Genomic DNA, 22,898 nt, shown 5'->3' on the forward strand with positions numbered 1-22,898 from the left:
TTAAAGCAAAGATACAATTTTAGCTTACAACTCCTTTTGTATTGTATCTAAAAAAGTAATATTGATTTTGTATTTTTGCTAAAACCAAAAACTATATTCAATGGATTCATCATACATTCAAGTTACGCCAATAAAACAATCTAAAATAGATACTGTTGATTTTAACAAATTAGATTTTGGTCGTGTTTTTTCGGATTATATGTTTGAATGTGATTATAAAAATGGTGAATGGCAAACTCCCGTTATTAAACCTTACGGACCTATTTCTTTAGATCCTTCTGCTAGGGTGTTTCATTACGGGCAAGCTGTTTTTGAAGGTATGAAAGCTTACAAAGATGATAACGATGATATCTTTTTATTTCGTCCAGATGAAAACTTAAAAAGAATAAATAAATCGTCTGAACGTTTAGCTATGCCTGCCTTTCCTGAGAATTATTTTTTTGATGGCTTAACAAAATTACTTCACTTAGAAAAAAACTGGATAAAAAAAGGGTTCGGCAACTCGCTATATATTCGTCCGTTTGTTATTGCCACACAACCTGCAATTTCTGCATCACCTTCCGAAGATTATAAGTTTATGATTATTTTATCTCCAGCTCAAGCATATTATGCGGGCGAGGTTCGTGTATTATTTGCAGAAAAATATAGTCGTTCTGCAAATGGAGGTGTTGGTTTCGCAAAAGCTGCGGGTAATTACGCGGCTCAGTTTTTCCCAACAAGTTTAGCTCATAAAAAAGGGTACCAACAAATTATTTGGACAGATGCAAATACGCATGAATATTTAGAAGAAGCAGGTACTATGAACATCTTTTTTAGAATTGGCGACAAATTGATTACTGCACCAAATAATGATCGAATTTTAGACGGCATTACTCGTAAATCAATAATTCAACTCGCTAAAGATAACGGAATTGAAATTGAAGTACGACCTGTATCGGTTGCAGAAATTAAGGACGCTGCAAGAAAAGGTGAATTAAAAGAAATTTTTGGTACTGGTACCGCAGCAGTTATTAATCCGATTGTTGGTTTTGGTCACTCTGAAGAAGATTTTGAATTACCAAAATTAGAAAAATCATACGCTTCTTTTTTCAAAGAAAAATTAATGAATATTCAATACAACAAATCTCAAGACCCTTATGGATGGCGAGTAAAAATCTAACTCACTCCTATTTCAAATATTTAACAACCAATAAACTAGTCGAGATTTCGTTATATTTGTCTAACTACAATCTTAGATTAAAAGAATGTTATGAAAAATTTTCTAATTTCCATACTATCTATTTCTATATCATTTTTTGTTACAACATTCATTCTACAAAAAATTGATAACAGTAAAGTACCTAGTATAGTTGTTAAAGAAGAACAAAGTATAGCTACAGAAAAAATTAAACCAATCGAATCAACAGTAAAAGCTGGCTTAGCTAAAATTGTTGTTGACTTTGAAAAATGGAAAGACTACCATAAAGAAAATATTGACCTCTCTACAGATTTTATAGGTGTTGATGAAGATGGCATTGAAATTGAAAAAGAAGATTTTTTAAGCAATCTTTTAACAGGAGAATACATCCCTATAAAGCTCCCTGATGCTGATTATATGTATCAGTTATATGAACTTACCGAATCTTCTGATGAAAAAATTAGCAAGTCAATTAAAAGTTCTTCAACTATTATTTATAGTTATTTTAAAAAAGAAGGAGAACCTTTGCCCGAATTTAATTTTGTTGATTTAAATAGTAATAGCTACACATCAGAGAGCACAAAAGGAAAAATTCTTGTTATAAAATGCTGGTTTATTAATTGTACTGTTTGCGTACAGGAATTTCCTAAACTAAATGAACTGTATGATCGATATGAAGGATATGATAATGTAGTTTTTTTAAGCTTAGCATTTGATGAAGCAGATAAACTTAAAAATTTTCTCAGTAAAAAAGAATTTAGATATCCAGTAGTTGCGGAACAAAAAAAGTACATGACCGATGAAATGGAGGTAAAACAATACCCAACTCATTTAATTATTGATGAATATGGTAATATTGAAAAAATGGTGAATAATGTAGATTCTTTAATTTTAGCTTTAGATACTATGATGAATGATAATGCTTTAGAAAACGAAATATAAATTTTTACCTTTAAATAAAAAAAATGAGCATTTTGCTCGCTTTTTTTATTTGTCTAAGATAAATTGAATATTCGGTTTAAAATAATTTGGCCCCTTTAATACTTTACCATCTTCCCTATAAATTGGATTTCCATCTTCTCCTAATTTACTCATATTACTTCGTTGAATTTCTTCAAAAACTTCTTCAATTTTATGTTGCATTCCATGTTCTATAATAGTACCACATAAAATATACAGCATATCACCCAAGGCATCTGCAGTTTCAACTAAATCATTATTTTGTACAGCTTCTAAATATTCTTCATTCTCTTCTTTCATTAAATTATAACGAAGTAATTGTCTTTCTTCGCCAATATTAACCGTTGGTTCATTTTTTATACCTAACCCAAAGGCTGTATGAAATTCGTGAACAGCGTTTATTTTATTTTTCATTTTTATAAATTTAAATTAAACATTTCTTCTGTTTTATTAAGATCGAACTCCGTCCAATCGTTGATATGGTATTTAACGTTTTGTTTTTTAAAATCCTCTACATTCTTTGTGTTAACACCTACAAAATGAAGTCCTAAATTTTTGGCGGTTGTAGCATCCCATAAGCCGTCTCCAAAAGAGATGATATTCTCAAAATGGGAAACCTCGTAATATTCTTTTGCTTCTTTTATAGCAGACTTCACTATTTCTTCTCTTGTAAATATATAGTTTGAAGATGACAACACCTCAGGAACAAAATTAATATCAGCTTGCAACAATTTTAACAATGCAGGTTGATGAATAGATCCCGTAGCAAAACAAACAGCATAGTTAGTTTCATTTAACAAATAATTTACTGTGTTTTTTGCTCCCTCTACTTCGGTTGTGTTGGGATATGTTAAAAAACGTTCCGTCATTACTTTCTCAAATTCTTCAATTAAATCAAAACTAAATATATTTTGATATGTTTTCTCATAGTTATCCTTAAAAATATAACTATCTGTAGCATTTTTATAATTTCTCCAATCTGTATCTACTTTTGTTATACCAAAATACTTCATGGCAAACAACAACGAATCGGTATGTTTTTCTTCACTTTGAGTAAGTGTATCGTCAATATCTAAAACTATTAAATTTTCTTTTTTCACAGGAATTTGAGTTGGGTTTTAATTCGTAATTTTGCTCAAAATACAATTTTATGTTTACGACAGGTCGAATAATTTTTGCTTCAATTTTTGTAGTTGTTTTTGTAACACTAATGATTTTTAGCTACAAAAAAGATTCTAAAAACAACCAAAAACATTATCAAAACGGAGCTTTATATGTAGCAATCGGAATCTTAGTCGTGATTGGATTATTATTCTTATCTAAATTTTTAATTAGAGATTAATCACATTCTTTATGCCTAAAACAATCTATTGTGTGGTCGTTTACCATTCCTGTTGCTTGCATATGTGCATAAATAACCGTTGATCCTACAAACTTAAATCCGCGTTTTTTTAAATCTTTAGAAATCGCATCTGAAAGCTCAGTTGTTGCAGGTACTTCTTCTCTGTTTTCAAATTTATTCTTTATTGGCTTTCCATCTACAAAACCCCAGATATATTTAGAAAAAGAACCAAACTCTTTTTGTACTTCCATAAATGCTTGTGCATTCGTTATCGTAGCTTTTATTTTTAGTTTATTACGTATAATTCCTGCATCTTGTAATAATTCCTCATATTTCTCTTCTGAATAATTGGCTATTTTTAGATAGTCGAAATCATCTAGAGCTTTTCTAAAATTTTCACGTTTTTTAAGAATGGTAATCCAGCTAAGCCCTGCTTGGAACGTTTCTAAAATTAAAAACTCAAACAATTTTTCATCATCATACACAGGAACGCCCCATTCTTTATCGTGATACTCTATGTATAACGGATCATTATTTACCCAAAAACAGCGATTTTTCATACTTTTAAAATTTAAGCTTAAAGGTAACTTTTATACCCAAAAAAACAATGGTGAAAAATTATCTTATTTTATTTTGTATGAAAAAGGTTACATTTACGTCTCACTAAAACAAAACATTTTTTAGTCTTCCTTATTATGAAAAAAATACTTTTTCTTTTAATTTTTATAACTTCCATAAGTAATTCATTTTCTCAAGTTTTCGATCCTGTAAAATGGAAAACAGGTATAGAAAAAATCTCAGAAACAGAATATAACTTGGTTACTACTGCAATCATTGATGCTAATTGGCATTTATATGCTCAAGAAGTTCCTAAAGGAGGGCCAAGACCCACAATTTTTGTCTACAAACCAAATGAAAATTATGAATTAATTGGAGAAACTTCTGAAGATATTGGTATTACAGAAGACGATAAAACCTTTAAAATGCGAATTAAATATTTCGCAAAAAAAGCGACATTTAAACAACGCATAAAATTACTATCTCCTTCGGCTAAAATTGATGCAGAAGTGGAATTTATGGTATGTGATGATGTTCGTTGTTTACCCCCTAGAGTAGAACCTTTAGTGTTTAATGCTCCAAAAGGAGCTAAAACAAATTCAGCTAAAAAGAATGCAGATATAGCAAACTTATCTGATGAAGCGGCAAGTGAATTACTATATGGAATCTCAAACAAAGATTTACAACAACCTATTGCAGTAAGTAATGATTTAGAAACAGATAATAGTACTATCGAAAAAAACAACAAAAGCGAAACGCTATGGAGTATCTTCGGATTAGGTTTTTTAGGTGGATTATTAGCTTTATTAACTCCATGTGTATTTCCAATGATTCCTTTAACCGTTAGTTTTTTCACTAAAAAAGATAGCTCTAAAGGATCTGGAATTTCAAAAGCTGTTTTATACGGACTTTTTATTTTAGGAGTTTATTTAATATTAAGTATCCCTTTTCATTTATTAGATTCTATCAATCCTGATATTCTAAATGAAATTTCTACCAACGTTTGGTTAAATGTTATTTTCTTTGTGGTGTTTGTGTTTTTCGCAGGTTCTTTCTTTGGTTTTTATGAATTGACCTTACCTAGTAGCTGGACAAACAAAACAACAGAAGCAGAAGGTTCTGGTGGTATTTTAGGTGTCTTTTTTATGGCGCTTACTTTAGCAATAGTTTCTTTTTCTTGTACAGGACCTATCTTAGGATCTCTATTAGCAGGTTCTTTATCTTCAGATGGTGGTGCATGGCAATTAACAGCAGGTATGGCAGGATTTGGAGTCGCTTTAGGATTACCTTTTACCTTATTTGCAATGTTTCCCGGCATGTTAAAATCTTTACCAAAATCTGGTGGATGGATGAACACTGTGAAAGTAGTTTTAGGATTTTTAGAGTTAGCCTTGGCTTTTAAATTCTTATCAAATGCAGATTTAGTAGAGCACTGGGGGATTTTAAAAATTGAACCTTTCTTAATCATTTGGATTATTCTTTTCGCGGGATTAGCATTATATTTATTAGGTAAAATCAAGTTTCCGCATGATTCTCCTCTTCAAAAAATATCATTCCCAAGAATTGCCTTTGGAGTTTTAGTAGCTGCTTTTACCATTTATTTGGTTTCTGGATTTAGAGTAAACAAAGAAACCAATACGTTTACACCTTTATCGTTATTAAGCGGGTTAGCACCACCTGTAGGCTACAGTTTTGTATATCCTAATAGTTGCCCGAACAACTTAACGTGTTTTAAAGACTTAAAAGAAGGTTTGTCGTATGCTAAAAAAGTAAACAAACCAATTATGTTAGATTTTACAGGGTACGCTTGTGTAAACTGCCGTAAAATGGAAGAACACGTTTGGCCAATTAAAAAAGTAGATGATGTATTACGAAACGATTATGTATTGATTTCTTTATACGTTGATGATAAAAAAGAATTACCAAAAAACGAACAAATCATAGTAAATAGAATTAACGGAGGAACTCGTAAACTAGATAATTACGGACATAAATGGTCGCATTTTCAAACTGTTTTCTTTAAAACAAATACGCAACCTTACTATGTTTTACTAAGTCCAGACGGAAAACAAATTTTAAATGATCCTGTTGGATACACTCCTAACGAAAATGATTACTTAAATTGGTTAAATGATGGAAAAGAAAAAGCAACCAATACATTAGACAATCTTTTTAACACCTCGGAAGATTTACTAAAATAAAAACAAATAACTTATTAAATATCAAAGAGAAACGCTTTTATCAGCGTTTCTTTTTTTATCTTTATATATCTAAAAATAGTCATCATGAAAAATTTACGATATATAGTAACTATTGGTATTATTAGTTTATTAGTATGGTCTTGTGGTTCTTCACCAAAAGCCATTAATAACGATGTAAAAGAAGAGCCTGTAGTAATTGCTAACGATAGTTTAGAGTATGAAATAATCATTTTTGATATAGGTTTCAATAACTACTTAAACACTATTGCGAAACCTGAAGGATTTTACTCACAGAATTATCTAGAAAATAAAAATCGATTTTATGTTCCTGAATGGAACTCTAGAGTTCGTAACCCATCAAGATTTAATCCTAACATCTACGAAAATATCATTGATTATGATCCAAATATTGATTACGGGTATGATGTTAACTATAAATTATTTAACTATTTCGAGTTTGCACAACGTAAATACCGAATGCGTTTACGATAATATAATTACTTCTCTTAAAAACGTATATTTGCTCTTCAATTTTAATAAAGAGAAATGAACTTTTTACGTAATTTATTAGCGGCTATTATTGGTTTTTTTATAGCCTTTTTCTTACTGATATTTTTATTCGTCATAATCGGCACTGTAGTGGGCTCTGACCAAGAAGTTGTAGTTAAATCCAATTCTATTTTAGAATTAGATCTTTCTACTCCAATTAAGGACTATGCTCCTAAAGATGAAAACCCTTTAGGAGAATTATTAGGATTAGTTGATGAAAAACTAGCGTTAAATAAAATCATTAATGCCATTGATAATGCTAAAACGGATAGCAATATTAAAGGAATCAGTATAAAATCTACCTCTATAAATGCGGGTATTGCACAAACACAAGCTATTAGAAATAAATTAGAAGAATTTAAAGAAAGTGGAAAATTCGTTTTTGCTTATAACGATGTGTATGATCAGAAAAGTTACTATTTAAGTTCGGTTGCCGATAGTCTTTTCTTAAATCCTGTTGGAGCTATCGATTTTAAAGGTTTGTCATCAGAAATTCTGTATTACAAAGATTTTGAAGATAAATACGGAATTAAAATGGAGGTAATCCGTCACGGAAAGTACAAAAGTGCTGTTGAGCCTTATTTAGAAAACAAAATGAGTGAAGCTAACCGCGAACAAATTACTTCTTTTTTGAATTCAATTTGGTCTGAAATTACAGAAGACGTTAGCCAAAGTAGAAATATTACTGTAGAAAATTTAAATCTTATTGCTGATGCTTCCGAAGGAAGAAATGCTGAACTAGCTAAAAAAAACAACTTAATCGATGCCGCTATTTATGAAGATGAATATGAAAGTAAGTTAAAATCGATTGCAGATGCTTCTAAAGTAGAACTGATTTCTATTGAAGATTATATTACTTCTGGCAAAGGACGAAAATCATCAGTCGCAAAAAATAAAATTGCGGTTATTTATGCACAAGGTCAGATTATGTATGGAGAGGGAAATGAAGACATCATCGGACAAGGAATTATTAACAAAGCCATTAAAAAGGCGGTTAAAGATAAAAATGTCAAAGCAATTGTTTTACGTGTAAATTCTCCTGGGGGTAGTGCTTTAGCTTCTGAGTTAATTTGGCGTGAATTAGAATTAGCAAAAAAAGAAAAACCTTTAGTGGTTTCTATGGGGAATTTAGCAGCCTCTGGCGGATATTACATTGCTTGTAACGCTGATAAAATAATTGCAGAACCAACAACGATCACAGGATCTATTGGTGTTTTTGGAGCAATTCCTAATGCTTATGAATTTGCTAATGACATTGGTATCAATGCAGAACAGGTTCGCACGAATAAGAGTGCAGATTACAGTGTTTTTGAACCCATGGATGAAAAGTTTTATACGATTACCAAAGAAGGTGTTGAACAAATTTACACCACCTTTGTAACTAGAGTTGCTACTGGCAGAAAAATGTCTTTTGAAGATGTAAATGAAATTGCACAAGGTAGGGTTTGGACAGGTAAAGAAGCAATAGAAAAAGGATTAGTGGATGAATTGGGAAGTTTAGACGATGCTATTAAAACTGCCGCTGAATTAGCTGAAGTAGACAACTATCGTGTAAGAAACTACCCAAGCTATAAAAAAGATTTTAAAGATGCCTTAAAATTCTCCCCGTTTGCAAAAGTTCGCAAAGAAGAGATTTTAAAAGAAGCTTTAGGAGAAGAAAGTTATCGAATGTTTAACAACATTAATCAAATGAAAAACTTAAAAGGGGTTCAAGCTCGAATGCCATTTCTCATTGAAATAAAGTAACAAAAAAATGTTCAACGTATGTTGAGCATTTTTTTACACTTATATCTAACTTTTATGATTCTTACAAACCAAAAGCTTTTTTCACTTTATCAAGATAATCTAACTTTTCCCAAGTAAATAACTCAACATCTACTGTTTTGGTTTCACCGTTAGGTTGAGAAAAAGTTTTAGAAACCACTTCATTTTCTCGTCCCATATGCCCATAAGCAGCTGTTTCACTATACATAGGTGAACGTAATTTTAAACGAGATTCAATAGCTGCCGGACGCATATCGAAAATTTCTGTTACTTTTTTTGCAATTTCACCATCAGTTAAACCTACTTTAGAGGTTCCGTAAGTATCTACAAAAATTCCCATTGGTTCTACAACTCCAATTGCGTAAGAAACTTGTACTAAAATTTCGCTAGCTACGCCTGCTGCAACTAAATTCTTTGCTATATGACGTGTAGCGTATGCTGCACTTCTATCTACTTTACTCGGATCTTTCCCTGAAAAAGCACCACCTCCATGAGCTCCCTTCCCTCCGTACGTATCAACAATAATTTTACGCCCTGTTAAACCTGTATCTCCGTGAGGCCCACCAATTACAAACTTCCCTGTAGGGTTGATATGATATTTAATATCTCCATTAAATAAAGCTTGTACTTCTGGTGATAATTTTGCTTTAACTCTCGGTATTAATATTTCAACAATATCTTTTCTAATTTTAGCTAACATTTCTTCATCTTCAGCAAAATCATCATGCTGTGTAGAAACTACTATAGCTTCAATACGTTCTGGTATATTATTATCTGAATATTCAATAGTAACCTGACTTTTTGCATCTGGACGTAAATAAGTAATATCTTTATTCTCTCTACGTAAATCTGCTAATTCTTTTAAAATTAAATGAGATAAATCTAATGCTAAAGGCATATAGTTTTTAGTTTCACTGGTTGCATAACCAAACATCATTCCTTGATCTCCTGCACCTTGCTCCTCCTTACTATCTCTATCTACTCCTCTGTTAATATCATCAGATTGTTCGTGGATTGCAGAAAAAACTCCACAAGAATTCCCATCAAACATATATTCACTTTTCGTGTAACCAATTTTATTAATTACATCACGTGCAATCTTTTGCACATCAAGGTAAGTATTTGATTTTACCTCTCCAGCTAACACTACTTGACCTGTTGTTACTAAAGTTTCACATGCTACTTTTGAGTTTGGATCAAAAGCTAAAAAATTATCAATTAATGCGTCACTAATTTGATCTGCAACTTTATCTGGATGTCCTTCAGAAACACTTTCCGAAGTAAAAAAATAAGACATATAACTTCTTTTTAATTTGTTAATTGAAGATAATTTGGTATGATTGGTCGCAAAAGAAGTAATAAATTACTGCTTTAGCATTTTTTAATGAGGTTGCAATCAGATCAAATTTATCCTCTAAAATTTCAGTGGCAAATTTATAACTATATATTAAAATGAAAAAAAAATAACGTGAAATTTGGTTATTAAATTTTAATTACTGAATATTTGCAGACACAAAGTTCAATATCTTATTGATTATGTTATCAAGAAAGGTGGAGGGATTAGACCCTTTGAAGCCTTAGCAACCCTTTGTTCTATACAAAGAAGGTGCTAAATTCTACCAAAACTTTAAAAGTTTTATGGATAGATAACTCGTTAAAAGCTTAAACAATATTTAGCTTTATAACTATTCTTTTTAACATTTTTCTATTAAGCACATTAGTTTTACTAATGTATTTGGCTTTTGTTTTAATTTTTTATTAACTCAAAAACACAGAAAAATGAGTACACAAAATTTTGCAACCAACGCGTTGCACGCAGGTCACGATGTAACTTCTAATGGAGGTACAAGAGCAGTTCCTATTTATCAATCTACAGCATATGTGTTTAACAATTCAGACCACGCTGCTAATTTGTTCAACTTATCTGAACCAGGAAACATCTATACCCGAATTAATAATCCTACCAACGATATTTTAGAACAACGTTTAGCAGCCTTAGAAGGAGGTATTGCTGCAGTAGTAACAGCTTCTGGAACCGCTGCGATTGCAACAACTTTATTAACTCTATTAAGAGCTGGCGATCGTATTGTTGCTTCAAATAGTTTATACGGAGGCACTTATAACCTACTGAATGTTACCTTACCAAGACACGGTATTACGACAACGTTTGTAGATCCTTCAGACACATCAGCTTTTAAAGAAGCGGTTCAAGAAAATACGCGAGTGTTCTTTATAGAATCTTTAGGAAACCCCAAACTAGATGTTTTAGATATTGAGGCCATTTCTTCGGAAGCAAAAGCAGCTAAAGTACCGTTAATTGTAGATAATACAGTGGCCACACCCGCTTTATTAAATCCGATAAAATATGGCGCTAATATTGTAATTCATTCACTAACAAAATACATTAATGGTAACGGAACAGCTTTAGGGGGCGTTATTATTGATGCTGGAACATTTGATTGGACTAATGGTAAGTTTCCTGAATTCACAGAACCCTCGGCAGGATATCATGGTTTGGTGTATGCAGATGTTTTAAAAGAAGCTTCTTTCATAGCAAAAGTACGTATCGAAGGATTGCGTGATTATGGTTCTGCATTAAGTCCGTTTAATGCATTTCAAATTATTCAAGGTTTAGAAACACTAGAAATCAGAATTAAAAGGCATAGTGAAAATGCACTAGCTCTAGCAAAATGGCTACAAATTCAAGAAGAAGTTGCCTGGGTAAATTATCCTGGATTAACATCAAGCAATTATAAAAATTTAGCAGATAAATATTTCCCTAAAGGACAAAGCGGTATCGTAACCTTTGGTTTAAAGGGAGGTTTTGAAGCTGCAAAAAAAGTTGCAGATACGACTAAACTATTTTCATTGTTAGCAAATATTGGCGATACAAAGTCTTTAATTATTCACCCTGCAAGTACTACGCATCAACAGCTCTCTGAAAAACAACAAGAAGCAACAGGTGTTACTAAAGATTTAATTCGATTATCAGTAGGATTAGAAAATATAGAAGATTTAAAAACAGACTTGCTAGAGGCTTTCAAATTAGTTAGAGAATTCGTTCCACAAAATTAAGCATCAATCTAAAAAACAATTATGAGTGATTTAATATTTACTGTAAAAGGGGAAAGTGCCTCATCCACACAATTTATAGCAAAAGCAAGACATTTTAAATTAGTTATAGATGAGCCAAAAGATTTAGGGGGAAATGATGAAAGCGCAAATCCAGTAGAATATATATTGGCTGGATTAGCTGGTTGTTTAAATGTGGTGGGACACATTGTGGCTAAAGAATTAGGTTTTACTATTAACAAATTACAAATAGAGGTGAAAGGAAGTCTCAACCCCAACCGTCTGTTTGGAACTTCAAAAGATGAAAGAGCTGGTTTTAAAGAAATCTATTTGAATTTAATTCCAGAAACGGACGCATCTATTGAAACACTTGTTAAGTGGTTAGAAATAGTAAAAGACAGATGCCCTGTTAAAGATAACTTAACCAATAATACACCTGTTAGAGTTGGAGTTGAAAAACAATATATCACTAAATAAAATGAAAGAATTACAATTTATTTATGTTTCTGATTTTATTACTGAAAGTGGTAAGACAATACCTATAAAATTGTCTTACCAAATTTTTGGTAAGCCTTTACATGACTCTCCTGTTGTGTTGGTAAATCATGCTTTAACAGGTAATAGTAATGTTTCTGGAGAAGATGGATGGTGGAAAGATTTAATAGGTGATGGCAAAGTTATCAATACCAATGAATACACCATTTTAGCCTTTAATATTCCAGGAAATGGGTTTGACGACTTCTTAATCAATGATTATAAAAGCTTTATAGCTAAAGATATCGCTAGACTCTTTTTAGTTGGATTAAAAGAATTAAAAATTCAAAAACTTTATGCTTTAATTGGAGGTTCACTTGGAGGCGGAATAGCATGGGAAATGGTTGGATTAAACCCAAAAATTACGCAACATTTTATTCCTGTAGCAACCGATTGGAAATCGACCGATTGGCTAATCGCTAACTGCCAAATTCAAGAACAATTTTTAGTAAACTCAAATAACCCAGTACATGATGCGCGTATGCATGCAATGTTATGTTATCGGACACCAGAATCATTTAAAAAACGTTTTCAACGATCAAAAAATGAAGAACTACAAGTTTTTAATGTAGAAAGTTGGTTGTTGCATCATGGCGAGAAATTACAAGAACGTTATCAATTAGCCTCTTATAAATTAATGAATCAATTATTAAAAACAATTGATGTTACTAAAGAAAGAGAAAATCAAAATGTTTTAGAAACTATTCAAGCTGATATTCATATTGTCGGTGTGGACTCTGATTTGTTTTTCACAGCTGAAGAAAATAGAGAAACACAAAAAGCGCTAGCATTAACACATCCTAATGTAACCTATAATGAAATAAACTCTGTACATGGGCATGATGCTTTTTTAATGGAATACGAACAATTAGAAAAAATTATTGAGCCTATTTTCAATAAAAATTTAAGGAAAATGAAAATTTTAAAATTCGGTGGAAAATCATTGTCTAATGAAGGAATACAAAATGTAATTTCTATCATTGAACAAAAGATAAATGACGGAGAAAAAATAGCAGTAGTCGTTTCTGCCAGAGGAAACGCAACTAATCAGCTAGAACAAATTCTAGAGAAAGCTTCTAAAAATGAAGTTTATATAGAACAATTAGAAGCCTTTAAATACGAACAAACACAAATTACACCCTTAGTCGATTTTTCTTCAGAATTTTTAAGATTAGAAAAATTATTTGAAGGCGTTAATTTATTAGGAGACTATAGTCAAAAAGTTAAGGATGAAGTATTAGCTCAAGGAGAATTATTATCAATAAAAGTAGTCTCTCAATTATTAAATGATCGTAACATAAAAGCAAATGCTACTGATACAAGACAACTATTAAAAACTGATGAAAATTTTGGCTATGCGCAACCAATTTTAGATTTATCTAAGGAAAATGTCCTCAATTATTTTAAACAATTTAATGGAAATACAGTTAATGTTGTAGCAGGTTTTATTGCTTCTAATCTAAAAAATGAAACAACAACTTTAGGTAGAAACGGTAGTAATTATACAGCATCGTTATTAGCTAATTATTTAGACGCAGAAGAATTACAAAATTACACTCATGTAGATGGTATTTTTACTGCAAATCCTGATTTAGTTTCAGACGCTAAAAAAATTGAAGAGTTATCTTTTTCTGAAGCAAATGAGTTGGCCAATTTCGGAACTAATATTTTACACGCTAAAACCATTATTCCTCTATTAGAAAAAAATATTAATCTTAGAATCCTAAACACCTTTAATTCGAATGACAAAGGAACATTAATAACCGCTAAATCAAGTTTAAAAGGAATAAAATCATTATCCGTTTTAGATAATGTAGCATTAATAAATTTTGAAGGAAGAGGGTTACTCGGAAAAGTAGGCGTTGATGCTAGGATTTTTAAAACCTTGAGCAATCGAAATATTAGTGTTAGCATTATTTCTCAAGGCTCTTCAGAAAGAGGAATCGGTTTGGTTATAGCCCATAATAGAGCCAAAGAAGCTGTTATTGCACTAGAACAAGAGTTTGAAAACGATTTTAACACTAGAGATGTAAATCAAATATCAATTATTGAAGATATTTCTGTAATTTCTATTATTGGTCAAGATTTAAGTGAATTTCATCATCCATATAATGCACTAATTAAAAACCAAATAGTTCCTTTACTTTTTAACAATACCATTACAGGTAGAAACGTCAGTTTAGTCGTGAAAAAGCATCAACTACACAAAGCATTAAATGTAATTCACGGACAAGTTTTTGGGGTTGCAAAAAAAATAAATATTGCCGTTTTTGGTAAAGGCTTAGTTGGAGGAACCTTAATCGATCAAATTTTAGAAAACGCAGAATATATCTTAGAAAAACGAAAAATTAAATTAAATGTATTTGCCATAACTAACTCTAAAAAAGTCTTACTAACCAAGCAAGGAGCTAACCAAAACTGGAGTGATGATTTAACAAACACCCAACAAGATAGTTTGTTAGTTGACAGCGTTATAGACTATGCTAAAAAGCATCATTTAGAAAATTTAATAGCAATCGATAATACGGCTAGCAGCGATTTTATAGAACATTACATTCCTTTAGTTGAGGCTGGTTTTGATTTAGTCTCGTCAAATAAAATAGCCAATACGGTCTCGTATAATTTTTATAAAAAACTACGTGAAACATTAGAAAAAAATAAAAAAAATTACCTGTACGAAACAAATGTGGGCGCTGGATTACCATTAATAGACACCATAAAATTGCTACATGATTCAGGAGAAAATATTACGCGTATTAGAGGGGTTTTTTCAGGCTCTTTAAGTTATATTTTTAATCGTTTTTCTTCAGATGAAATACCTTTTTCAACCGTATTACAAGAGGCAATTGATAAAGGTTTTACCGAACCCGATCCTCGAGAAGATTTATGCGGTAATGATGTTGCTAGAAAATTGTTGATTTTAGCCCGTGAACTCGATTTAGAAAACGAGTTAGAAGATGTTTCTATAGAAAATTTAATTCCAGAAGAATTTAAAGAAGTTTCATCAGAAAATTTTCTATCTAACTTAAACAAGTTAAATATTTCTTTTGAAGAACAAAAAGAGGGTCAAAAAGAGAATCATGTACTAAGATATATAGGAGATTTATATGGCGATTTATCGCAACCGAAAGGAAATTTAGATGTAAAACTAGTATCTGTACCAGCTTCTTCTCCCCTAGGAAGTTTAAAAGGATCGGATGCCATTTTTGAAATTTACACAGAATCATATGGTGAACAACCAATTGTTATTCAAGGAGCTGGAGCTGGAGCTAAAGTTACGGCAAGAGGTGTATTCGGAGATATTTTACGATTAGCAAAAAATAATAACTAAGAGATTAAACATCAACTATAAAATATTAGGTGGCACAAAGCAAAGACTTAAACTATAAACAATGAGTAAAAATTTCGAAACACAAGCTATACGAACACAAACAGAACGTTCACAATTTTCAGAACATTCAACACCATTATATTTAACCTCAAGTTTTGTTTTTGACGATGCTGAAGATATGCGGGCTTCTTTTGCAGAAGAAAAAGAGAAAAACTTATACAGCAGATTTTCAAACCCAAACACATCAGAATTTGTAGATAAAATAGTTGCTATGGAAGGTGCCGAGGCTGGTTATGCTTTTGCTACTGGTATGGCAGCAGTTTTTTCAACTTTTGGAGCATTACTAAATGCAGGTGATCATATTGTTTCATGTCGTTCTGTATTTGGCTCGACCCATAGCTTATTTACCAAATATTTACCTAAATGGAATATAGAAACCAGTTACTTTAAAATAAATGAACCTCAACGTATAGAAAGTTTGATTCAACCAAATACTAAAATTTTATATGCTGAAACGCCTACAAATCCTGCTGTAGATATTTTAGATTTAGAATTACTAGGTAACATTGCTAAAAAACATAATTTATTATTGGTAATAGACAATTGTTTCGCTACTCCATATTTACAAAACCCAATAAAATTTGGAGCAGACTTGGTAATTCACTCAGCAACTAAATTAATCGACGGACAAGGAAGAGTATTAGGAGGGGTTACCGTAGGAAAATCAGATTTAATAAGAGAAATTTATTTGTTCTCCAGAAATACAGGACCTGCAATGTCTCCATTTAATGCTTGGGTTTTATCAAAAAGTCTAGAAACATTAGCCATTCGGGTAGAAAAACATTGTGAAAACGCATTAAAAGTGGCTCAGTTTTTAGAAAAACATCCGCAAGTAAATTTGGTGAAATATCCTTTTTTAAAATCACATCCACAATTTAAAATTGCAAAAAAGCAAATGCGTTTAGGTGGTAATATTGTTGCTTTTGAAATTAAAGGAGGAATAAATGTAGGTCGTAAATTTTTAGATGCCATAAAAATGTGTTCTCTCTCTGCAAATTTGGGAGATACTCGAACGATTGTTACACATCCAGCATCTACTACGCATAGTAAATTAAGTAAAGAAGATAGGTTAGAAGTTGGAATAACCGACGGATTAGTTAGATGCTCTATAGGATTAGAAAACATAGAAGATATTATAAACGATTTAAACCAAGCATTGAATAAATAGAAAATAAATAAAAGTGTATTTTTGTAATATGCTTTCTAAGAGAACAAAATACGGTATTAAATCACTTACTTTTATTGCTAGACAAGAAAAAGGAGTTAAAGTGCAAATTGCCACTATATCAGAAAGTGAAAATATTTCACATAAATTTTTAGAAAGTATATTACTTACCTTACGTAAAGCGGGTTTTTTAGGAGCTAAAAAAGGCAAAGGAGGCGGATATTATTTATTAAAGGAAGCAAAAGATATTAAAATGACAGAAATTATTAGAACCTTAGAGGGTCCTATAGCCATGCTTCCATGTGTTAGCCTAAATTATTATGAAAAATGTGATGATTGTCCCGATGAAGAGGCTTGTTCAGTTCACAAACTAATGATTCAAGTTAGAGATAATACTTTAAAAGTTTTGCACAACAATACACTTGCTGACTTAGTTTAAATAAAGCCATCAATATTAAAATTATTTTTTTAATTCATTTTTTTCTTTGAATTCAATAAAGGGTTTTTATATTTGTTGCTTAAAACCTAGTATTCCGATAGGATAATAGATTTAATTAATGATTGTAGAACAAATTACAGAAAACAAAGTTAATTATCACGAAGATAAACATTCAGAAAAACCAATTAGGAGCATAGCCAAATCAATAAGTTGGAGAGTAGTTGGAACAATAGATACTGTTTTGATTTCATGGATAATTACAGGAGAAATAATAACTGCTTTTTCAATAGGAGCCATTGAATTGGTAACAAAAATGGTATTGTATTTTTTTCATGAAAGAATGTGGAATAACATAAAATGGGGTAAAAAATGAATTTAGAGCATATTAATTTAAAAGAAGTAAATAAACAATTAAAGAATAAAGCACCACAAGAAATTGTAGAATGGGCTTTTTCCGTTGGAGGAAAACAAATTATTACAACAAACTTTAGACCTTATGAGAGTGCTATTTTACATTTAGTAACGTGTCAAAAAAAAGATGTTGAAGTAATTTGGTGCGACACAGGTTATAATACACCACAAACCTATAAACATGCTGAAGAATTAATTAAAGATTTAAATTTAAATATTCAGTTATATGTTCCAAAACAAACGGTAGCTCATAGAAATACAACTTTAGGATTACCAAGTATAAATGACCCTAATCATACAGTTTTTACAGAACAAGTAAAATTAGAACCTTTTAAAAGAGCAATGAAAATTCATAATCCTAATGTATGGTTTACCAATTTAAGAAAAGGACAAACTGCTTTTAGAGATAGCATTGATGTTATTTCAAAAAGTAAAGATGGAGTTTTAAAAATTAGTCCATTTTACAACTGGTCAGATAAGCAGTTAGATGAATATTTAGAAGAGCATAATCTTCCAAATGAATTTAAATACTTCGACCCAACAAAAGTAGAAAGTAATAGAGAATGTGGTTTACACATTTAAGAAACATAAAAATGAGTACAAGAACAATAAAAGTAGGAGCCTTAGAAAGTGAAGCCATATATATAATAAGAGAGGTAGTTGCACAATTTGAAAAACCAGTATTACTTTTTTCTGGAGGAAAAGATAGTATAACACTGGTCAGATTAGCTCAAAAAGCATTTTACCCTGCAAAAATTCCCTTTCCTTTATTACATATCGATACAGGGCACAATTTTCCTGAAACGATTGAATTTAGAGATCGTTTGGCAAAAGAACTAGGTGTAGAATTAATAGTACGAAATGTACAAGACAACATAGACGCTGGTAAAGTAAAAGAAGAAAAAGGAAAGTATGCTAGCAGAAATATGTTACAAACAGAAACCTTACTTGATGCTATAGAAGAATTTGGTTTTGATGCTTGTATAGGTGGTGCTCGTAGAGATGAAGAAAAAGCAAGAGCAAAAGAACGAATTTTTTCTGTAAGAGATGATTTCGGCCAATGGGATGAAAAAAACCAACGTCCAGAATTATTTGACATGTTAAATGGTAGAATTGATTTAGGACAAAACATTCGTGTTTTTCCAATATCCAACTGGACAGAGTTAGATGTCTGGTCATATATTCAACAAGAAAATATTGAAATTCCATCAATATATTTTGCTCATAAAAGAGCCACTTTTTTAAGAGATGGACTTATTTGGTCCGCAAATGATGATGTTGTGTATAGAGATGATAAAGAAGAGGTCCATGAACGCATGGTACGTTTTAGAACCGTTGGTGATATGAGCTGCACCGCAGCAGTTTTATCGGATGCCATAGACATAAATACCGTGGTTGATGAAATTAGAGAATCCTCAATTTCTGAAAGAGGTGCTAGAATAGATGACAAACGTTCTGAAGCTGCAATGGAAAAACGTAAGCAACAAGGATACTTTTAATAACAAAACAATAAAGCTAAAAAAGCTGTAAGAGATTAAATACATAATGGAGATTATAACACTTACAGCCTAAAGCATAAAATATAAAAAAATGAACGTACTAAAAATAGCAACTGCAGGAAGCGTAGACGACGGAAAGAGTACTTTAATAGGACGTATTTTATATGATACTAAATCATTAACGGAAGATAAATTACAGGCAATTGAAGAAAAAAGTAAACAACGTGGATTTGATTACTTAGATTTTTCATTAGCAACCGATGGTTTAGTAGCTGAAAGAGAGCAAGGAATTACGATAGATGTTGCCCATATTTATTTTTCAACACCCAAAACCAGTTTTATTATTGCCGATACCCCTGGTCATATTGAGTATACAAGAAATATGGTTACCGGTGCTTCAAACTCTCAAGTATCTATTATCCTTGTAGACGCTAGAAATGGTGTAGTGGAACAAACCTACCGCCATTTCTTTATCAATAATTTACTTAGAGTTAAAGACGTGGTAATTGCCATTAACAAAATGGACTTGGCCAATTATTCAGAAGAAAAATTTAACCAAATAAAAGGTGAAATAGAATATTTATCTGAAAAAAGTGGATATGAAAACCAGAGCCTAACTTTTATTCCTTTATCAGCATTACATGGCGATAATGTTGTTAAGGCTTCGAAAAAAATGGACTGGTATAAAGGAGAAAGTTTATTAAAATATCTAGAAAATTTAAATACTGAAAAAAATGAAAGCCCCTCACAAGCGCGTTTCCCTATACAAACAGTAATTAGACCTAAAACAGACAATTTTCATGATTACAGAGGGTATGCTGGTAAATTATATGGTGGCGATTTAGCGGTTGGTGACGAAGTAACAATATTACCATCAGCAACAAAATCAACAATAAAAAATATTCATTTTTTTAATAATGAGTTTCAAGTAGCAAAAAAGGGAAGCTCAATCAGCATAACTCTTCAAGATAATGTAAATATAAGTAGAGGTGATATGATTGTAAAAACAGGAGAAGAACCGAATGTTGTTAAACAATTAGAGGCTACCATTTGCTGGATGGACAAACTGCCTTTACAAACTTCAGAGAAATATTACATAAAACACGGAGTAAATGACGCTCAAGTGAAAATAACAAATATATCCTCATTAATTGAAACCGATTTTTCAGGTAAAAAAGAAGCCCCTAAACAATTATCATTAAATGAAATAGGAGAAGTTTCTTTAAAAGTAAGTAAACCTTTATTTATTGATTCATATCAAGAAAATAAAGCTAATGGAGTTTTTATTTTAATCAATCCTAAAACCAATAATACAGTGGGTGTTGGTTTTATTAAATAGGAACAAAAATGGCAATTATAATAACAGACGAATGTATCAATTGTGGGGCTTGTGAGCCAGAATGCCCAAATACAGCCATATATGAAGGTGCTGAAGATTGGAAATATAGCGATGGAACTTCTCTTACTGGTAATATAAAATTATTAAATGGTAATAAAATAGATGCAAATTCAGAGCAAGAACCCGTTTCTGATGAATATTATTTTATTGTTCCAGATAAATGTACCGAGTGTGTAGGTTTTCATGAAGAACCACAATGTGCAGCAGTATGTCCTGTAGATTGTTGTGTTCCGGATGAAGCACATGTAGAAACAGAAGAAGAATTGTTAGCAAAGCAACAATTTTTACACGATTAGGAGTAACGCTTTTTATAAGTAAATCATAAAAAATTATGCAAAGTTTTAGATCTGAAATAGAAAACCCTATTGTAGAAAAAGATATTCTTGAGTTAGAACGTAAAATTCAATTATTTAAAGAAGGAAAAATTGATGAAGAACGATTTAGAAGTTTACGTTTGGCCAGAGGTGTTTATGGGCAACGCCAACTAGGAGTGCAAATGATTCGTATAAAATTACCTTATGGTAAAGTTAGTAGCGAGCAATTGCATAGAATAGCCAATGTTTCTGACGAATACTCTCGTGGGCGATTGCATATTACGACGCGTCAAGACATTCAAATTCATCATGTAAGTTTAGATAGAACACCTGAGCTTTGGGCACAATTAGAGAAAGATGATATTACCCTTCGTGAAGCTTGTGGTAATGCTGTACGAAACGTAACAGCTTCTGAAACAGCTGGAATAGACATCAACGAACCATTTGACGTTTCCCCTTATGCACATGCTACTTTTCAATTTTTCTTACGTAACCCAATTTGCCAAGAAATGGGAAGAAAATTTAAAATGTCTTTTTCTGCTACGGATGATGATACAGCCTTAAGTTTTATGCACGATTTAGGTTTTATAGCTAAAACTAAAACAATAAACAAAAAAGAGGTTAAAGGCTTTAAAGTGTTATTAGCTGGAGGTCTTGGTTCTCAACCTCGTCATGCAGATGTAATTTATGAATTTTTAGAAGCAGATTTATTAATACCAACTATTGAAGGAGTTTTACGCGTATTTGATCGCTATGGTGAGCGTTCTAAAAGAGCTAAAGCACGTTTAAAATTTTTAGTAAAAGATCTAGGTGTAAATGAGTTTTTAACACTAATAGAAACAGAAAGAAAAGCACTTGCTTATCAGTCTTATCCTATCGACACTTCAAAATTTGAAGAAGAACCTGTTTTTAAAACTAACGATATACCTTCTGTTACTATTTTAAATCAAAAGGCATACCAAGAATGGAAAGAAACCAATGTAATAAAACAAAAACAAGAAGGCTTATATGCTATAGGAATTAAAGTTCATTTAGGAGATTTTTATACAGATAAAGCACGCTTATTAGCGGATTTAATAAAAAAATATGCCGCAAATGAATTGCGTTTTACTTTGCGCCAAAACATATTAATCCGTCACGTTAGAGAAGCTTTTTTACCTTTTTTTTATACCGAATTACAAAAATTAGGTTTTGCAGAGATAGGTTACAATAGTCTCTCAGACATTACTGCTTGTCCAGGAACAGATACTTGTAATTTAGGTATTTCGAGTAGTACAGGTATTGCGGCTGAATTAGAACGTGTATTAAAAACAGAGTATCCAAAATATTCAAACAATAAAGATATTACCATTAAAATTAGCGGCTGTATGAATGCTTGTGGACAACATAATATGGCGCATATAGGCTTTCAAGGAATGTCTATTAAAGTAGGTAATTTACTAGCACCTGCATTACAAGTATTAATTGGTGGAGGTATTCTAGGTAACGGTAAAGGTCGTTTCTCTGACAAACTAATTAAAATACCCAGTAAAAAGGGTCCAGAAGCTTTAAGAATTCTGTTAAATGATTTTGAAAAAAATCAAAAAATAAAGGAACCTTATTTAGACTATTATGATAGACTTGGAAAAACCTATTTCTACGATTTATTAAAACATTTATCTGACATTACTAATTTAAAAGAAGATGACTTTATTGATTGGGGACATGATCAAAACTACATAAAAGCTATTGGTGTTGGAGAATGTGCTGGTGTGGTCATCGATTTAATCGCAACATTATTATTTGAAAGTGAAGAAAAATTAGACAATGCTACAGAAGCCTGCAATGAAAAGCAATGGTCTAATAGTATTTATTTTTCATATACAGCAATAATTAACACAGCAAAAGCTCTATTAACTGCTGAAGAAGAAAAAACAAATACACAGGCTGGAATTATAACCAATTTTGATACTGTTTTTGTAGCTACTAAAAAAATAGATTTACCTGTTTCATTTTCTGATTTTGTGTATCAAATTAATAAAAATGAGCCTACAGAAACCTTCGCAAAAAAATATTTACAAGAGGCCAAGGATTTTTATAAAACCATTGATGCTTATAGAAAAGCTACAATAGAAAAATAATTA

At 31.4% G+C, this 22,898-nt stretch carries 21 protein-coding genes and 1 riboswitch; of the genes, 17 read left to right on the forward strand and 4 right to left on the reverse strand.

Annotated elements, in window-relative coordinates:
- The first annotated feature begins 100 nt into the window (after positions 1-100).
- The gene (locus C7447_RS00260; protein ID WP_148868180.1) at positions 101-1,159 is read left to right on the forward strand and encodes a branched-chain amino acid aminotransferase; all 1,059 of its coding nucleotides are present in this window, start codon (positions 101-103) and stop codon (positions 1,157-1,159) included.
- A gap of 90 nt (positions 1,160-1,249) precedes the next feature.
- A complete protein-coding gene (locus C7447_RS00265) occupies positions 1,250-2,119 on the forward strand; it encodes a TlpA family protein disulfide reductase (protein ID WP_148868181.1) in 870 nt (289 codons plus the stop codon).
- A gap of 45 nt (positions 2,120-2,164) precedes the next feature.
- Here C7447_RS00265 and C7447_RS00270 read toward each other — a convergent pair whose 3' ends face one another.
- Both C7447_RS00270 and C7447_RS00275 read right to left on the reverse strand, forming a co-directional pair.
- Complete coding sequence (locus C7447_RS00270; RefSeq protein ID WP_148868182.1) at positions 2,165-2,551, reverse strand: pyrophosphohydrolase domain-containing protein; 387 nt, start codon at positions 2,549-2,551, stop codon at positions 2,165-2,167.
- A 2-nt stretch (positions 2,552-2,553) separates the two neighbouring features.
- Complete coding sequence (locus tag C7447_RS00275; RefSeq protein WP_170245857.1) at positions 2,554-3,237, reverse strand: HAD family hydrolase; 684 nt, start codon at positions 3,235-3,237, stop codon at positions 2,554-2,556.
- A gap of 50 nt (positions 3,238-3,287) precedes the next feature.
- Between C7447_RS00275 and C7447_RS00280 the strand changes: the two genes are divergently transcribed.
- Complete coding sequence (locus C7447_RS00280) at positions 3,288-3,479, forward strand: hypothetical protein (RefSeq protein WP_148868184.1); 192 nt, start codon at positions 3,288-3,290, stop codon at positions 3,477-3,479.
- On the opposite strand, the gene C7447_RS00285 is transcribed toward C7447_RS00280, so the two are convergent.
- Positions 3,476-4,039, reverse strand: a complete 564-nt coding sequence (locus C7447_RS00285; RefSeq protein WP_148868185.1) for a DNA-3-methyladenine glycosylase I — start codon at positions 4,037-4,039, stop codon at positions 3,476-3,478. The two genes, C7447_RS00280 and C7447_RS00285, sit on opposite strands and share 4 nt — an antisense overlap.
- 135 nt (positions 4,040-4,174) lie before the next feature.
- Here C7447_RS00285 and C7447_RS00290 point away from each other — a divergent pair, with 135 nt between their 5' ends.
- From C7447_RS00290 to sppA, 3 genes are all read left to right on the forward strand, one after another.
- On the forward strand, positions 4,175-6,238 hold the full coding sequence (locus tag C7447_RS00290) for a protein-disulfide reductase DsbD family protein (protein ID WP_148868186.1): 2,064 nt from the start codon (positions 4,175-4,177) through the stop codon (positions 6,236-6,238).
- An 84-nt stretch (positions 6,239-6,322) separates the two neighbouring features.
- Positions 6,323-6,730 carry a DUF6146 family protein gene (locus tag C7447_RS00295; RefSeq protein WP_148868187.1) on the forward strand — a complete coding sequence of 136 codons (408 nt, stop codon included), beginning with the start codon at positions 6,323-6,325 and terminating at the stop codon, positions 6,728-6,730.
- Between the two features lie 54 nt (positions 6,731-6,784).
- A complete protein-coding gene (gene sppA, locus C7447_RS00300; protein WP_148868188.1) occupies positions 6,785-8,533 on the forward strand; it encodes a signal peptide peptidase SppA in 1,749 nt (582 codons plus the stop codon).
- 61 nt (positions 8,534-8,594) lie between these two features.
- Here sppA and metK read toward each other — a convergent pair whose 3' ends face one another.
- The gene (gene metK, locus C7447_RS00305) at positions 8,595-9,848 is read right to left on the reverse strand and encodes a methionine adenosyltransferase (RefSeq protein ID WP_148868189.1); all 1,254 of its coding nucleotides are present in this window, start codon (positions 9,846-9,848) and stop codon (positions 8,595-8,597) included.
- A 239-nt stretch (positions 9,849-10,087) separates the two neighbouring features.
- A riboswitch (SAM riboswitch) is annotated at positions 10,088-10,204 on the forward strand.
- 126 nt (positions 10,205-10,330) lie between these two features.
- Here metK and C7447_RS00310 point away from each other — a divergent pair.
- The 11 genes from C7447_RS00310 to C7447_RS00360 all read left to right on the forward strand — a co-directional run bounded on the left by C7447_RS00310 (position 10,331) and on the right by C7447_RS00360 (position 22,895).
- Entirely contained in the window at positions 10,331-11,626 is a 1,296-nt protein-coding gene (locus C7447_RS00310) for an O-acetylhomoserine aminocarboxypropyltransferase/cysteine synthase family protein (RefSeq protein WP_148868190.1), read from the forward strand.
- A gap of 21 nt (positions 11,627-11,647) precedes the next feature.
- Positions 11,648-12,100 carry an OsmC family protein gene (locus tag C7447_RS00315; protein ID WP_148868191.1) on the forward strand — a complete coding sequence of 151 codons (453 nt, stop codon included), beginning with the start codon at positions 11,648-11,650 and terminating at the stop codon, positions 12,098-12,100.
- A gap of 1 nt (position 12,101) precedes the next feature.
- The gene (thrA, locus tag C7447_RS00320) at positions 12,102-15,488 is read left to right on the forward strand and encodes a bifunctional aspartate kinase/homoserine dehydrogenase I (RefSeq protein ID WP_148868192.1); all 3,387 of its coding nucleotides are present in this window, start codon (positions 12,102-12,104) and stop codon (positions 15,486-15,488) included.
- A 61-nt stretch (positions 15,489-15,549) separates the two neighbouring features.
- Positions 15,550-16,716 (forward strand): O-succinylhomoserine sulfhydrylase, encoded by a 1,167-nt coding sequence (locus tag C7447_RS00325; RefSeq protein ID WP_148868193.1) that lies wholly within the window; start codon positions 15,550-15,552, stop codon positions 16,714-16,716.
- A gap of 28 nt (positions 16,717-16,744) precedes the next feature.
- The gene (locus tag C7447_RS00330) at positions 16,745-17,152 is read left to right on the forward strand and encodes an RrF2 family transcriptional regulator (protein ID WP_148868194.1); all 408 of its coding nucleotides are present in this window, start codon (positions 16,745-16,747) and stop codon (positions 17,150-17,152) included.
- A 118-nt stretch (positions 17,153-17,270) separates the two neighbouring features.
- Positions 17,271-17,525, forward strand: a complete 255-nt coding sequence (locus tag C7447_RS00335; protein WP_148868195.1) for a DUF2061 domain-containing protein — start codon at positions 17,271-17,273, stop codon at positions 17,523-17,525.
- On the forward strand, positions 17,522-18,145 hold the full coding sequence (locus C7447_RS00340) for a phosphoadenosine phosphosulfate reductase domain-containing protein (RefSeq protein ID WP_211354882.1): 624 nt from the start codon (positions 17,522-17,524) through the stop codon (positions 18,143-18,145). Before C7447_RS00335 ends, C7447_RS00340 begins: the two co-directional genes overlap by 4 nt.
- 11 nt (positions 18,146-18,156) lie before the next feature.
- Entirely contained in the window at positions 18,157-19,062 is a 906-nt protein-coding gene (cysD, locus tag C7447_RS00345) for a sulfate adenylyltransferase subunit CysD (protein ID WP_148868196.1), read from the forward strand.
- A 91-nt stretch (positions 19,063-19,153) separates the two neighbouring features.
- Entirely contained in the window at positions 19,154-20,401 is a 1,248-nt protein-coding gene (locus tag C7447_RS00350; RefSeq protein WP_148868197.1) for a sulfate adenylyltransferase subunit 1, read from the forward strand.
- An 8-nt stretch (positions 20,402-20,409) separates the two neighbouring features.
- Entirely contained in the window at positions 20,410-20,757 is a 348-nt protein-coding gene (locus C7447_RS00355; RefSeq protein WP_148868198.1) for a 4Fe-4S binding protein, read from the forward strand.
- A gap of 35 nt (positions 20,758-20,792) precedes the next feature.
- Entirely contained in the window at positions 20,793-22,895 is a 2,103-nt protein-coding gene (locus tag C7447_RS00360; RefSeq protein ID WP_148868199.1) for a nitrite/sulfite reductase, read from the forward strand.
- The last annotated feature ends 3 nt before the right edge of the window (positions 22,896-22,898 follow it).

The sequence above is a fragment of the Tenacibaculum adriaticum genome, assembly GCF_008124875.1.
Lineage (GTDB): Bacteria > Bacteroidota > Bacteroidia > Flavobacteriales > Flavobacteriaceae > Polaribacter > Polaribacter adriaticus.